At 36.9% G+C, this 13,911-nt stretch carries 14 protein-coding genes; 12 read left to right on the top strand and 2 right to left on the bottom strand.

The genetic code is table 11. The annotated features are described in order from the left end of the window. Nucleotides 1-146 precede the first annotated feature (146 nt). From IGI58_RS06185 to IGI58_RS06170, 4 genes are all read left to right on the top strand, one after another. On the top strand, nucleotides 147-944 hold the full coding sequence (locus IGI58_RS06185) for a formate/nitrite transporter family protein (RefSeq protein WP_429954102.1): 798 nt from the start codon (nucleotides 147-149) through the stop codon (nucleotides 942-944). A gap of 89 nt (nucleotides 945-1,033) precedes the next feature. Continuing rightward, the gene (locus tag IGI58_RS06180; protein ID WP_429954103.1) at nucleotides 1,034-1,681 is read left to right on the top strand and encodes a DNA alkylation repair protein; all 648 of its coding nucleotides are present in this window, start codon (nucleotides 1,034-1,036) and stop codon (nucleotides 1,679-1,681) included. Nucleotides 1,682-1,704: 23 nt separating this feature from the next. Then, nucleotides 1,705-2,481: a Cof-type HAD-IIB family hydrolase gene (locus IGI58_RS06175; protein ID WP_087641884.1), complete on the top strand. Its 777-nt coding sequence runs from the start codon at nucleotides 1,705-1,707 to the stop codon at nucleotides 2,479-2,481. 224 nt (nucleotides 2,482-2,705) lie between these two features. Next, nucleotides 2,706-3,173, top strand: a complete 468-nt coding sequence (locus IGI58_RS06170) for a DUF5626 family protein (RefSeq protein WP_429954105.1) — start codon at nucleotides 2,706-2,708, stop codon at nucleotides 3,171-3,173. Here IGI58_RS06170 and IGI58_RS06165 read toward each other — a convergent pair. Further along, nucleotides 3,170-3,697 carry a helix-turn-helix domain-containing protein gene (locus IGI58_RS06165; protein WP_429954107.1) on the bottom strand — a complete coding sequence of 176 codons (528 nt, stop codon included), beginning with the start codon at nucleotides 3,695-3,697 and terminating at the stop codon, nucleotides 3,170-3,172. The genes IGI58_RS06170 and IGI58_RS06165 overlap by 4 nt on opposite strands. Before the next feature lie 206 nt (nucleotides 3,698-3,903). Here IGI58_RS06165 and IGI58_RS06160 point away from each other — a divergent pair, with 206 nt between their 5' ends. Beyond that, on the top strand, nucleotides 3,904-4,332 hold the full coding sequence (locus IGI58_RS06160) for an LMxysn_1693 family intestinal colonization protein (protein ID WP_429954108.1): 429 nt from the start codon (nucleotides 3,904-3,906) through the stop codon (nucleotides 4,330-4,332). A 29-nt stretch (nucleotides 4,333-4,361) separates the two neighbouring features. Continuing rightward, nucleotides 4,362-4,958, top strand: a complete 597-nt coding sequence (locus tag IGI58_RS06155; protein ID WP_429954110.1) for a CPBP family intramembrane glutamic endopeptidase — start codon at nucleotides 4,362-4,364, stop codon at nucleotides 4,956-4,958. Between the two features lie 484 nt (nucleotides 4,959-5,442). Here the strand turns inward: IGI58_RS06155 and def are convergent, their stop codons facing one another. Further along, complete coding sequence (def, locus tag IGI58_RS06150) at nucleotides 5,443-6,006, bottom strand: peptide deformylase (RefSeq protein WP_087641889.1); 564 nt, start codon at nucleotides 6,004-6,006, stop codon at nucleotides 5,443-5,445. A 296-nt stretch (nucleotides 6,007-6,302) separates the two neighbouring features. On the opposite strand from def, the gene rpsO reads away from it, so the two are divergent. The 6 genes from rpsO (at nucleotide 6,303) to IGI58_RS06120 (ending at nucleotide 13,720) form a co-directional block, all read left to right on the top strand. Continuing rightward, nucleotides 6,303-6,572 carry a 30S ribosomal protein S15 gene (gene rpsO / locus IGI58_RS06145; RefSeq protein ID WP_069663025.1) on the top strand — a complete coding sequence of 90 codons (270 nt, stop codon included), beginning with the start codon at nucleotides 6,303-6,305 and terminating at the stop codon, nucleotides 6,570-6,572. 296 nt (nucleotides 6,573-6,868) lie between these two features. Beyond that, on the top strand, nucleotides 6,869-8,983 hold the full coding sequence (pnp, locus tag IGI58_RS06140) for a polyribonucleotide nucleotidyltransferase (protein WP_429954112.1): 2,115 nt from the start codon (nucleotides 6,869-6,871) through the stop codon (nucleotides 8,981-8,983). A 183-nt stretch (nucleotides 8,984-9,166) separates the two neighbouring features. Continuing rightward, nucleotides 9,167-10,027 carry a rod shape-determining protein MreC gene (gene mreC, locus IGI58_RS06135; RefSeq protein ID WP_225534583.1) on the top strand — a complete coding sequence of 287 codons (861 nt, stop codon included), beginning with the start codon at nucleotides 9,167-9,169 and terminating at the stop codon, nucleotides 10,025-10,027. Nucleotides 10,028-10,034: 7 nt separating this feature from the next. Then, on the top strand, nucleotides 10,035-10,544 hold the full coding sequence (gene mreD, locus IGI58_RS06130) for a rod shape-determining protein MreD (protein WP_088271702.1): 510 nt from the start codon (nucleotides 10,035-10,037) through the stop codon (nucleotides 10,542-10,544). Between the two features lie 177 nt (nucleotides 10,545-10,721). Next, nucleotides 10,722-12,032, top strand: a complete 1,311-nt coding sequence (locus IGI58_RS06125; protein ID WP_225534584.1) for a coiled-coil domain-containing protein — start codon at nucleotides 10,722-10,724, stop codon at nucleotides 12,030-12,032. A gap of 398 nt (nucleotides 12,033-12,430) precedes the next feature. Continuing rightward, nucleotides 12,431-13,720 carry a coiled-coil domain-containing protein gene (locus IGI58_RS06120; RefSeq protein ID WP_429954114.1) on the top strand — a complete coding sequence of 430 codons (1,290 nt, stop codon included), beginning with the start codon at nucleotides 12,431-12,433 and terminating at the stop codon, nucleotides 13,718-13,720. The last annotated feature ends 191 nt before the right edge of the window (nucleotides 13,721-13,911 follow it).

Here is a 13,911-nt window from a genome sequence, read left to right as displayed (position 1 = left end):
CGTACTTTATCACTTGTTTTGCTTATAATAGAAAAAAGTGTTACTTTGTATGAAAAAGCACTAGACAAAATGCGTAGAGGTCTTTAAAATAGTAAAGGATGTTTTTGAAAATATAAAATGAAAACAATATGAAAAGGAGAAACAAGATGAAACCTGTATCGCCGTTATTTGAGCAGATCGATAAATCAATCAATAAAAAAATGAACTTATTCCAAAGTAGTTTCTTACGCTATGCTTTTCGTGCCATGCTTGCTTGTATGTTTTTAACGCTAGGAACAGCTGTGGCATTCGCTATTGCGATGAAAGGTGAGGATATCGCACATGGACTTGGCAAAATGTTGTATGCCTTTATGTTCAGTTGGTCACTTGTGATGATTCTTTATATGAATGCTGAGTTAGGTACGTCAAATATGTTGTATATGACCGTCGGCGTTTATCGTAAAAAAATCAATTTCTCCTTTGCTGCAAAAATTTTGTTTACCTGTATTTTCTTTAATTTAGTTGGTGGGGTATTATTCGGTTACTTGATTTCGTTGACGGTACCTTATCAAGACCTAGCGCCAGATAGCTTCTTTTTTACATCGATCGCTGGTAAGTTGAACAAGACGACGATCCAGATTTTGGTTGAAGCCATTTTTGCCAATATCGTTGTAAATACAGCTGTTTTAGTAAGTATGCGTATGAAGGATGACGCGGGTAAAGTCGCTGCGATCATTTTCATCATCTTCATTTTCGCTTTCTTAGGCTATGAGCACGTTATCGCCAATTTCCCTGCGTTTAGCTTAGCTTATTTTGCTTCACACGGAACAATGGCCGCGATGACTGTCGGCAGTGTTGCGCACAATCTGTTCTTTGCTCTGATCGGTAACTTTATCGGCGGCGGCTTAGTGATGGGCTTAGGCTATGCATGGTTGAACAATGCGGACACAACATATGTAGATTAAAAAGTAGAGTGCGGGATTTTTTCCCCACTCTTTTTTGCTGTTAGGCGTAAATTGTTTTAAGATGGAAGAAAAGTCAAAGGAGTAAACGTGTGGACGAAATTATTTTTACTAAAAATGAAGAGAAGTCGCAACAAATGGCTGCTTACATGAAAAATTTATTCCCCTTTGCAGGTGTCCCTGCACCAACACGTGCGGCAATGGAAAAAGAGCTTTTAAAAGCCAGTAAAAAACTGCCGTTTGCAGACCTTTTTGAGCTGGTGAATGTTTATTATGAGAAACCTGAACGGGAATATCAATATGTTGCGATCGATCTAGCAACGGTAAATGTGAAGCGTTTGAGCCTTGAGGAAGTATTACAGTTCAAACCACTAGTCATTGAAAAAGCTTGGTGGGACAGCGTGGATGCTTGGCGTAAATTTTTTGCCTTATGGGGGGCGAGTCATTTTGAAGAAATGCCTCGATTATTTGACGCTTTTTTTGGAGAAAAAGACTTCTGGCATCGACGGATAGCAATCAATTTGCAGTTATTGTATAAAGACAGAACGGACACCGAGCTGTTGAAAAAAGCGATTATTTATGATAAAACTACAGATGAGTTCTTTATTCAAAAAGCGATCGGCTGGTCATTGCGCCAGCATAGTAAAACAGACCCTCAATGGGTCCAAGAACTGATCACGACGATGGAACTAAGTCCATTAGCAGTTAGAGAAGGCAGCAAGTATTTGCCAAAATCATAGAAAGCGAGCGAAAATAATACGCCATGAAAAGAAAACTTTTTGCATTTGATATCGATGGAACATTACTGGGAAGCGACAAACAACCACTGGAAAGTACAAGAGAAGCATTAGCACTACTTAGACAGCAAGGTCATCTGGTGACTGTTGCTACAGGACGTAGTCGTTTTATGGCGCAGGATATTATTTTAGACTTAGGTTTTTCAAACTATGTTCTTTGTAATGGTGCTGCTGCATTTTTAGATCATGAGCAGTATTATCAAAATTTATTGGATGAAGAAGAGCTACAGCGTTTTTCATCTGAATTGGAAAAAAGAGAGATCGGTTTGGCGTATGTCGGCTTAGACGATGTGAAAAAAAATAATCATCACCGTCAGCTACAAATGGCGGAAGCAATGGGCTCTATTGATTTTGCAGCTCCTGAATATGATGGAGATTTCCATAAGGAAAACGATGTATACCAAGGCTTGGCTTTTTATGATGAATCGTATGAAGGCGTATTTGACAATGAATTTTCTAAGTTTCGCTTTGTTCGCTGGCATCCTCAAAGTGTAGATATCGTTCCGAAAAATGGCTCGAAGTCTGCCACATTATTGAATTTAGCTGATCGTGTAGGTATCGAGCGGGAAAATATCATTACGTTTGGTGATGGCGAAAACGACCGAGAAATGCTAAGAGAAGCAGGGATCGGAGTAGCAATGGGAAATGCGTTGCCGCATATCCAAAAAGAAGCGAAGTTTGTGACAGATACCAATGATAATGATGGGATTTGGAAAGCGTTGAAAGAGTTAAAGGCGATTTAGAGTAAAGTTATTTATATAGCGGATAGCTGAAACTGTAAATGACGTTCTTAAAAGGACATCATTTACAGTTTTTTGTATGTGCCAATCTAAATTAAGCAGTGGACGCCTTGATATCTTTGTTATTATTAATGTGCAACTATAAGTTGACACGCTGTAAACTGAACGGTGCTTCCTTTTCTATCTCCTTTTTTATACGGTTAAATTACAAAAAAGGAGTGATCATTATGAAAAAGGTATTTATTTTAGGTATAGTAGTATTTTTAAGTCTTGTTAGTAAGGGAGCTGTTGGTTACGCAGAAGAAAATCCAGCATCCATTACTTATCCATTACGTACTACAGAAAAACAAATTTCGAGTATTATTACAGAAGAAGGAGAAGAATTAATTATCACGATAGAAAAAGAACCATCTATTTCTAAGGCATTAGGAAACAGTACGTATACTGTTTCTACTGAAAGAAAAGGTTCTTGGAGAGCTAGTTATCAGGTAACTATAAAAAACAATTCAATTACTACTGCAAAAAACGCAAAAGCGGTTGCTATATCCGGTTCATTTACTAGCAAATCCTTGCGAATCGACAATACAAAACAAGCAACGTACTATTTAAAGCGAAAAGTGGGTACCTCTACGGCAACAATCAATCTTCGAGCAAAAATAAATGGTTCTAGATTAAATATTTCAGTTTTAACTTAAGGATCAGGTGTATAGTTTACTTCAATTTTTTGATCCCATAAAAGATAGTCGCCAACCATAATGAACATAAAATACAAATTAATTAGAATGCAGCACACACTTACAATGTTAATTAACATGTAAAATGTGTTGCTTTTTTTATTCCGTTTTATAATTATTGGGGCAATAAATAAACCTAATGGGGCAGCTATGGACAAACCAATGACGGCAATCAGTAGTAGCAACCCTTCATCTTTTTCGTCAAGCCCTGGGTGATGAATCCAGTCTAACTTTTTTCGATGCTCGTCTATCGTTTGGTTATTCTCTTCAATTTTTTTCTTCAATACTTTATTTTCTTGGACGAGTTCGTCAATTGAAACTTCATAAATTTTGCTAAGTAACACTAGATTATCAATGTCCGGATAACCTTTTCCAGTCTCCCATTTGGAAACTGATTGACGAGAAATATTCAATTTAGTTGCCACAGCCGCTTGTGAAAGACCTTTATTTTCTTTATGTGCACGTAATCGATCAGCTAAAACCAATAGACTTCCCCCTTTAAATTTCCATACTTAATCATACGACATTTTGAATGGAAAAACTACCAATTGTTGGATTATATTATGACAACGATTGGTTGCAACTGATAAAGCAACTGAGTGTTGTCATGCTGTAAACTAATAGGTGCTTACTAAAAATAACTTTCTCATGCAATGATAATGGCATATCAAAAAGAAAGAAGGTTTTATTTATGAAAAAGATTTTGGTAAGTATCTTGTTTAGTGGTGTATTATTTGGTAGCGTAGCATTGGGAGCAACTTCTGAAGCAAATGAAATGATCAATGATAATGACGAATATTATTATGTAATTGAGGATACTGCTCAGGTTCAATCTCGTACATGGGCAAAAACGCAAAGTTATACTATAAAAAAAGGTAAGAGAACGTTCTTAGGGAACTATACTACATCTAGAAAGTCAACTATTGAGATAACTACTCAAGCGGGACCAGTCAAAATAAAATTGGGTCATACTTATTCTGAGAGTGGTAAATTCAAAAAGTATAGACAAGAAGCGAAAATCACAGTTACTTATAAACGTTATAGAAAAGTAGATAATAAATATGTTGATACTAAAACGGTAACTTCCAATACATCATATACAGATTATGTGCCAGCATAACTTAAACAATGAAAAGAGTGAACTGATTAATGCTTAAAATTATATATCTTTCCATTTATTTTTTAGTAACACAAATTATTCCAGCTATAGGAACTAGCTGGAATAATTTTGATCCAACTTATCTATCCGTTCAGAAAATAATTTTTGTTTTGTTAGCGATTTTGTTCTTTAAAAAAGAGTTAATTGAAAGTTTAAAAATAGTAAAGTTGAGAAGAGCTGCTTACACTGTGTTAATTACGTTCGTGGTAATGCTGTTTACATACATAATAATAGCTATTATATTAAATACAGAAGTCGTTTTTGCAAGGTATGATTGGAAGATATTATTTTTTGTAGAAAGTATTTTTTTAGGACCATTCATAGAAGAAATAGCTTATCGATATTGTTTTATTAATTCTGATCTTAGATATTTAAAAATAGTTATGGCTTCAATATCTAGTATAATATTTGCATTAAATCATGCAGCAGCTGCAAATTATAATCTTATATTTTTAATTCCATTTTTAGTACTAGGAATTATTTTAAGTATATTTTATATAGTTGGAAAAAATATTTGGTATAGTATTTTAGCTCATTCTTTTTTCAATTTTATGATTTTTATTACTCCATTACTCATAAGTAACTAACCATTTGAGTTTAGAAATTTTTAGATTCGTTGCATCATTTTGCGTAGAAGAACATGTAAAAACATATTCTGATTCTAAACGAACTAAGCAAGTCGGCAACTATGATTCAGTTCATAAATTCAGAAAAAATAGCTTTTTTCTAGTGGGGGATCATTTAAATGTATAAACAAGATAGAAAAAACTATTTGGTTGTTATAACAGTCTACGTTTTGGTTAGGTTAATTGTTTTAATAAGAGATAACAACCTTTCATTATCTTATTTTCTAAACTATGAACTATCTGGTGTAATAGGATTTATAATTGGGTATACTTTACTATATAGTATTAAAGAAAGATAAATAACTAAAAGTCTTATAAGATAATTTAGTAAGATGGATAAAATAGAAAAGATTTTATATAAAAAAACCAACGATCAATCAATTTGACTGATCGTTGGTTTTTTCGCTAAGGAATTGTTCTCTAAAGTTGTATATTTGTCAAGCTCTTACTCAATCACCAACACGCCATCTTTCAAAGCAAATGGGTTTTGCTGGTTGATATGATCATAAAACATCACACCGTTTAAATGATCGATCTCGTGTTGAACGACGATCGCTTCGTAATTTTTTAAACGTATTTTTTGTTTTTCTCCTGTGATGTCTGTATAAGAAAGCGTGATTTTGTTATGACGTACCACATAACCTGGGACTTCGCGGTCTACAGATAAACAGCCTTCGCCTTCACCTAAGCAAGCATCCTGAACAGAATGGCTCAAAATTTTAGGGTTGTACATTACAGCGCTCAAGGTTGGTTCAGGATTTTCTAGATCATTGCTTGGTACATGGACTGCGATGATACGTTTTGAAATATCTAATTGAGGTGCAGCAAGACCTACGCCGCCGCGTAAAGCCAGTTCTTCTGCTTTCACAGGATCTTGGCTGTTTTTTAAAAATTCCATCATATCTTCGCCGAGTTTGATATCCTCGTCAGTTAGCGGCACAGACACTTCTTTTGCCACTTCTCTAAGTGTGGGGTTTCCTTCACGGATAATATCCTCCATGGTGATCATGGGATAATTCCTCCTTCGATTATTTAAAAGTCTAAAAGCAAAGACAGACCTATTTGGTTTATCCTGCTGTTTGATTAGCTTCATCTATTTATTTGCTTATCTAGTTTATCACAAAATGCTGATAAATGGGATAAATTGCTGAAAAAACACTAGTGGACATCAGCTTAGTCTTGCATTTTGACCTTATATCCTGTAAAGTATCACTGTATGGAAACATACCGTCTTTTACTTGGTTGTGCGAATCACCAACGCATTACTCAGTAGTGAGATGACTACTTAAAGAAGAGGTGAAAAACATGGCAATGTCTAAAGAAAAGAAAAACGAAATCATTAAAGAGTATGCTCGTCATGAAGGAGATACTGGTTCACCAGAAGTACAAATCGCTGTATTGACTGCTGATATCAACCACCTTAACGAACATGCACGTGTTCACAAAAAAGATCATCATTCTTACCGTGGACTAATGAAAAAAATTGGACACCGTCGTAACTTGTTAGCTTACTTACGTAAAACTGACATCCAACGTTACCGCGAATTGATCCAACGCTTAGGATTACGTCGTTAATCATTGAGAGGCTGAGCCAGAAGCGCCTAACTCTGAGAAATTAGGAAGGAATTCACGAAAATTTTTACAAATTCTTGTGTAGTTCATTTTATTTTCAAAAGAGTTGCTTCTGACTCGCCATTTTTGGCTTTTTAGTCTATTTAAAAAGGTTCAGTATCCTTGAAAATACTAAAATAATCGGATCTTTGGAAAGGTTACATAAATCTACTAACCAAATAAAAGGACTCAAATTTTTGAATCTTTTCATTTGTTTAGTAGCTGTCTGACTTTTCCAAAGAATAAAGGAGAATCGATACATGTCAGAAAAACAAGTATTCAAAACAACATGGGGCGGACGACCGCTACAAGTCGAGATTGGTCAATTAGCTAAACAAGCGAATGGTGCTGTTTTAGTTCGCTATGGCGACACTGTTGTCTTAACTGCAGCAGTTGCTTCGAAAGACGCAAGAGACTTTGACTTTTTCCCATTAACAGTCAACTATGAAGAGAAAATGTATGCCGTAGGTAAAATCCCTGGCGGCTTTATCAAGCGTGAAGGACGTCCAAGTGAACGTGCAACGTTAACTGCTCGTTTGATCGACCGTCCAATTCGTCCAATGTTTGCAGAAGGATTCCGTAATGAAGTACAAATCACGAATACAGTAATGAGTGTAGATCAAGATTGCACCCCTGAAATGGCGGCAATGTTTGGTTCGTCTCTTGCTTTAGCGATTTCGGATATTCCATTTGACGGACCGATCGCAGGTGTTGATGTGGGTCGTGTAGATGGCGAATATATCTTGAATCCAACAGTGGAACAAGCGGAAAAAACAGATATCGAATTAACAGTTGCCGGTACGAAAAAAGCAATCAATATGGTTGAAAGCGGCGCAAAAGAAGTATCAGAAGAAGATATGTTAGGAGCTTTGCTGTTCGGTTTTGACGCAATCAAAGAATTAGTGGCTTTCCAAGAAGAAATCGTTGCTGCTGTCGGCAAAGAAAAAATGGAAATCAAGCTGTTACAAGTAAATCCAGAATTAAAAAAAGAAATCTTCGATGCGTATTACGGTACAATGAAAGAAGCCGTAATGACAGAAGAAAAATTAGCGCGTGAAGTCAATATCGATGCGATCAAAGATCAAGTCAAAGAAGCGTATGCAGAGAAATTTGCAGGTCATGACGATGAGGATCAAATCGCTAAAGAAGTGAAGCAAATCGCAGAAGATCTTGAAAAAGATGTTGTACGTGAATTGATCACGATCGATAAAATCCGTCCTGACGGTCGTAAATTAGACGAAATTCGTCCACTGGCTTCAGAAGTCGGTATTTTACCGCGTGTTCATGGTTCGGGCTTATTCACTCGTGGACAAACACAAGCATTGTCTGTTGTAACCTTGGCGCCGCTTGGTGAACACCAAATCATTGATGGATTAGGTGTAGAGGACAGTAAACGTTTCATTCATCATTATAACTTCCCGCAATTCTCTGTTGGTTCAACAGGACGTGCAGGTTCACCTGGTCGTCGTGAAATCGGTCATGGAGCTTTAGGAGAACGTGCGATGGCGCAAGTTATTCCTGATGAAGCAGATTTCCCATATATGATCCGTGTCGTTTCAGAAGTATTAGAATCAAATGGTTCCTCTTCTCAAGCAAGTATTTGTGCAGGAATCTTAGCATTGATGGATGCAGGTGTGCCGATCAAAGCGCCTGTTGCCGGTATTGCGATGGGACTTGTCAGCGATGGCGAAAACTATACGATTTTAACCGATATTCAAGGATTAGAAGATCACCTTGGTGATATGGACTTTAAAGTAGCCGGTACCGAAAAAGGAATCACAGCTCTACAAATGGACATCAAGATCCAAGGAATCACTGAACAAATCTTAACAGAAGCTTTGACTCAAGCGAAAAAAGCTCGCATGGAAATCTTAGCAGAGTTGACTTCTACTTTAGCTGCACCACGTCCAGAATTAAGCCAATATGCGCCTAAGATCGAAATGATCCAAATCGCTCCTGCTAAAATCAAGGATGTGATCGGTAAAGGTGGAGAAACGATCAATGGCATCATCGACGAAACAGGAGTCAAAATCGATATCGATCAAGAAGGTAATGTAAGCATTGCTTCTGCTGATGCAGACATGATCAAAAAAGCGATCAAAATCATCGAAGAATTAACGAAAGAAGTTGAAGTTGGACAAGTTTACTTAGGTAAAGTAGTTCGTGTTGAAAAATTCGGCGCTTTTGTTAACCTGATCAAAGGAAAAGATGGCTTGATCCATATTTCTCAATTAGCGAATGAACGTGTAAACAATGTCGAAGATGTTGTTAAACTTGGTGATGAAGTACTCGTTAAAGTAACTGAGATCGACAAACAAGGCCGTGTGAACGTGTCACGTAAAGCATTGCTAAACGAAGAGAAAAAAGAAAAATAAACAAATCGACAAACAATAAAACAATGATCAAAGCAGAGTGAGGCTTATGCCTGCTCTGTTTTTTTTGTCTAAAGCAAGAGATATTTAGTAAAAAAGTGTAAAGTCGTACCACAGCTCTTTTGTTTGTCTGAATTTAGTGGTAAAATTATTGCTATCAGTCTAAAGATTATTCGAGGTGTCGATGTGAAAAAGTTTAATCCAAATAAAAATATAATCATTACGTTGATTGTTGTGATCATCGTAGTAACGATCATCAGTTTGACCGCTGCCAACCGAGCAAATAAAGGGAAAACAAATTTAGGTCAATCTGCTGTGAATGATAGTGTAGGATTTATTGATAAAGTAATCTCTTTTCCCGCGAAAGCAATTGGTGGCGGAATTTCATCAATCAGCACTCTTTTCAACACGTATGATGAGAACGAACGCTTGAAAGAAAGAATCGATAGTTACGGTGAATTGTCGATTCAAAATGATAACTTGAAGAAAGAAAATGAAGCACTGAAAAAAGAGCTAGGGCTAAATGAAACGTTAGGCAACTATGAAAGAGTAACAGCTACAGTTGTCACACGGACACCTGATATGTGGCAGGATATTTTGATCGTTGATCGGGGATCAAAAGATGGAATTGAACCTAATATGGCTGTATTATCTCAAAAAGGATTGATCGGCCGTGTCATCGAAGTTAGTGCAGCTACTTCGAAGGTAGAATTATTGACTTCAAAAAATCAAAATTCAAATCATTTTCCTGTTCAGATCAATTCAGCAAACGGCGACTCATATGGTCTTTTGAAAACGTACGATGATAAAGAAAACACCTTGATCGTTAGCCAGATCGTAGGAGACTTGGATATTAAAGAAGGAGATGTTGTCCAAACATCAGGTTTAGGTCAAAATTCTCCAGCTAATCTACCAGTCGGTGTAGTCGAAAAAGTGAAACCGGACAGCTATGGATTGGATCGGGAAGTATATGTAAAACCTTATGCTGAAATGTATAATATGCCTGTGGTTACGATCATTAAGAGATTAGCAGGAGCGGGGGAGTAACATGCAGATGATCAAAAAAGAAAATGTGAAATACTACGCGCCTGTAGTTTTCTTTTTACTGATGCTGATCGATGGACAGTTGACGCATGGCGTTGAAAATTTAATGGACAACATTTATTTTCCTAGTGCTCATATTTTATTGTTGGCTTTTCTAATGGCCGTACCAAATTTATCTAAACGTTATTTATTGATCACTTCGTTGGTTTTGGGTTTAGTTTGCGATAGCTATTATTTGGGTATCATCGGAATTTATACAGTGGCCTTAGCTGCAACAGTCATGATGATGTTCCGTTTTCAACGTGTGGTACATACAAATTTATTGACTGCATTTTTTGGGATGATCATTTTTGTGACAGCGTATGAATTAATAGCAGTTGGTCTGCAGGTTATTTTTTCAATATCAAAAGTAGCACCGATTTTATTTGTCACAAAAGTGTTAGGGCCAACATTGATTTTTAACATGCTGCTATTTGTTTTACTTTCATATCCATTAAAACGACTATTTGCTAATGAATAGTCGCTTTTTATTGGCACTGTTAATAATAAAGCAAGATGGTCTTACGGTCATGAAACAATTTTGTAATATCTCTTTTATCTGCATGTCATACAGCTATGATACAATAATGCCATTGACTAATTAAAAATAATTTTGATTTATATAAACGAGTCCAGCACATACCGGAGGAATTAAAACGTGAAAAAAAGTCTATTATCAGCATTGATGGTTTGTTCAGTCACTCTTACAACAGTTGCTTTACCACTTGCAGCAGTTGCCGACGATTATGATACAAAGATCGAACAACAAGATAACATCATCAATGACCTAAAAACAAAAGAATCACAGGCAGCAGCTAAGTTAGCAGAGATCGAGTCAGATATGTTAGAAACGGCGACAAAGATCGATGAACTGACAGCTAAGAAAAAGACCCTTAAAAACGAGATCACAAAATTATATAACGAAATCTCTGATTTGAATGTTCGTATTCAAAAAAGAGAAGTTCAAATGCGTAATCAAGCACGTGATGTTCAGGTCAGCGGATCTAGCACTAGTTATTTTGATGTGATCCTAAACTCAGAATCTATCGGAGATGCGATCAGCCGTGTTCAAGGTATCACGACATTGGTCAATGCAAATAACGATTTATTAGAACAACAAACAAATGATAAAGAAGATGTTGAGAAGAAATCTAAAAAGGTTGAAACTCAAATTTCTGTTTTAGAAACATCGACTAAAGAGTTGAATGCAAAACAGGCATCTTTAGATACGCTAAAATTAGAACAAGAAATCGCTAAAAATGAGTTGGAAGCGCAACGTACGACAGAAGAAAATAAAAAATCAGAATACGTTGAACAAAAAGCAGCCGCTCAGAAAAAATTAGAGCAAGAACAAGCAAGAATAGCCAAAGAACAAGAAGCACAAAGAAAAGCAGAGGCAGAAGCAGCTGTTAAGTTAGCGGAAGCACAAGCAGCGAACCCCGGTCTTGTTAAAACCAATGTTGTAGAGAGCAATGGAACAACCACTGCACCATCCACTCCAGTTTCTGAAACGCCAACAGGTAATACAAATAGTATCGGTAGCGGTAAAGTATCAGAAGCGAAGAAAAAAGCAGCACAAATTGCTTTGAGCTCAGTGGGTCAAACAAATCCGACTGGTTGGGGACAAAGCGGTGAATGTATCGTTGCTGTTCAAAACTGGCTGAATGCTGCTGGAATCAGATTTACACCAGGTGGTCCTCATAGCGGATATACGCAATCTGGTGCGGTTCAAGTTTCTTGGTCTGATGTTCAGGTAGGTGACGTTGTCCAATATGAAAACGCGCTTAGTCCTGATTCATGGCTAGATGGTGTTCATACAGTCCTAGTAGTAGGAGTCAAAGGAGACCAAGTTCAAATCGTTGAGTCAAACAATCCGGCAGGTTCTGGATATGTTTCAACAACGACAGGCTGGACACCAAGTCCGTACGCTGCAAACTTTAGAGCTGTCGTATGGCGCTTTCCAGGCTAAATAAGTAAATGCTGAATCCCAGAGAAAACCTTCTCTGGGATTTTTTTTGAAGAAAGGACATTATAATAGAGTAGAAACTGTAGGTTTTAACTCTTGATGATCATCCTTTTTTGTTGATAGAGCCCCCTGAAATAATTGCTGATATTTTGAAGGATTCTCTAAATAAAAAAGACATTATTAGGAAATGACCAGAAATGTTATTCTACAGCCGTTTCAGGAGCTAAAACAATGTGTTTTCATTTGTTATACGTGCCTTTCAAAAATGAAATACTCCTGTAACATTATTATTATATGTATGACATGTGACTATGATACAATGATTTCGTTGTTAATAAAAGAATGTAAAATACTCATACGATGAAGATTATATTATAAGTAAAATTTCGGAGGAATGAATAGTGAAGAAAAGCTTATTACCATTACTAATGATTTGCTCATTAACCCTTTCAGCTGTAGCATTACCAGCAATTTCTAATGCAGATGAAGTGGATTCAAAGATTCAACAAAAAGACCAAACAATTAGCGGATTAAAATCTCAAGAAGCTGATGCTCAAAATCAATTAGCGTCTGTACAAAACGAAGTGGCTTCTATTAATGAAAAAGCACAAACTTTAATTGCTGAACAAGGCAAATTAAGAAGTACATCTACAAAATTAGAAAAAGAAATCACTCAATTGACAAAACGCATCGAAAAGCGTGAAAAAGCGATCCAAAACCAAGCACGTGACGTACAAGTTAATGGAAACAGCACAAGCTACATGGATGCGATCTTAAATGCAAAATCAGTTTCAGATGCGATCACTCGTGTCACAGCGATGTCTACGATCGTTAATGCAAACAACGACTTAGTGAAGCAACAACAAGAAGATAAAAAAGCCGTTGAAACAAAGAAAACTGAAAATGAACAAAAATTACAAGATTTGCAAGATAACCAAGTAGCTCTTGAAGCTCAAAAAGGTGATTTAGTAAAAGCTGAAGCTGAGTTGAACGTACTACAAACAACTTTAGCTGCAGAAAGAGCAACAGCTGAAGACCAAAAAGCTGGCTTAGAAAAAGAAAAAGCAGATGCGATCGCAGAACGTGCACGTATTGCTGAACAAGAAAAAGTAGTAGCAGCGAATGCGAAGAAAGCAGCAGAAGAAGCAGCTGCAGCAAAAGAAACAGCGCCAAGCACTACAACAGCGTCATCAACTGAACAATCTACAACAGGTTCAACAGAAAATCAAACAACACCAAGCACAGATAATGGTAACGGTGGCGGAACTGTAACGCCAGAACCAACAACACCAGATCCGGTAGAACCAGAAAAACCAGTTGAACCTGAATTACCAAACTCAACTGGCGGCTCTGCAATTTCAGTAGCAGCAGCACAAGTTGGTAAACCATATGTATGGGGTGCTAAAGGACCAAACAGCTTTGACTGTTCAGGACTTGTCTATTATGCATTTATGCAATCAAGTGGCCGTAACGTTGGTGGCTACACTGGAGCACAAGAAAGTGCTGGTACACGTATTTCTGTAGGTGAAGCTCAAGCAGGAGATTTATATTTCTGGGGTAGCCCAGGTGCTTCTTACCACGTAGCGATCGCTACAGGTGGCGGCGGTTATATCCATGCTGGTAACGAAAGTACAGGCGTTGAATACAGTAACGTTGGTTCATTCACACCAAGCTTTGCAGTACGTATGTAATCACATAAACTTAACTATTTAAGAATCAGACAGTTGTCTGATTCTTTTTTATAAAAAGGGACTGGGACATAACTCTATGAGTTACAACCCAGTCCCTTTAAAAAACGAATAGACGGTGAGAACAGAAGTAACCCCTTCGGAAATAAGCTGAAATTCACAAAAATTTGAAGATCAATTTCCGTGAATTCCTT

Origin of the sequence: Enterococcus sp. AZ020, assembly GCF_050499205.1 — a bacterium.
GTDB classification, from domain to species: domain Bacteria; phylum Bacillota; class Bacilli; order Lactobacillales; family Enterococcaceae; genus Enterococcus_L; species Enterococcus_L dunnyi.
Note: the sequence above shows the minus strand (reverse complement) of the source record. Positions and strands in the feature narration are given on the sequence as shown.

What these genes read in the sequence shown, in the direction of transcription:
- IGI58_RS06170 (WP_429954105.1), top strand. Translation starts at nt 2,706, where the DNA reads ATGAAAAAGGTATTTATTTTAGGTATAGTAGTATTTTTAAGTCTTGTT.
- IGI58_RS06155 (WP_429954110.1), top strand. Translation starts at nt 4,362, where the DNA reads ATGCTTAAAATTATATATCTTTCCATTTATTTTTTAGTAACACAAATT.
- pnp (WP_429954112.1), top strand. Translation starts at nt 6,869, where the DNA reads ATGTCAGAAAAACAAGTATTCAAAACAACATGGGGCGGACGACCGCTA.
- IGI58_RS06175 (WP_087641884.1), top strand. Translation starts at nt 1,705, where the DNA reads ATGAAAAGAAAACTTTTTGCATTTGATATCGATGGAACATTACTGGGA.
- mreD (WP_088271702.1), top strand. Translation starts at nt 10,035, where the DNA reads ATGATCAAAAAAGAAAATGTGAAATACTACGCGCCTGTAGTTTTCTTT.
- IGI58_RS06160 (WP_429954108.1), top strand. Translation starts at nt 3,904, where the DNA reads ATGAAAAAGATTTTGGTAAGTATCTTGTTTAGTGGTGTATTATTTGGT.
- rpsO (WP_069663025.1), top strand. Translation starts at nt 6,303, where the DNA reads ATGGCAATGTCTAAAGAAAAGAAAAACGAAATCATTAAAGAGTATGCT.
- def (WP_087641889.1), bottom strand. Translation starts at nt 6,006, where the DNA reads ATGATCACCATGGAGGATATTATCCGTGAAGGAAACCCCACACTTAGA.
- IGI58_RS06185 (WP_429954102.1), top strand. Translation starts at nt 147, where the DNA reads ATGAAACCTGTATCGCCGTTATTTGAGCAGATCGATAAATCAATCAAT.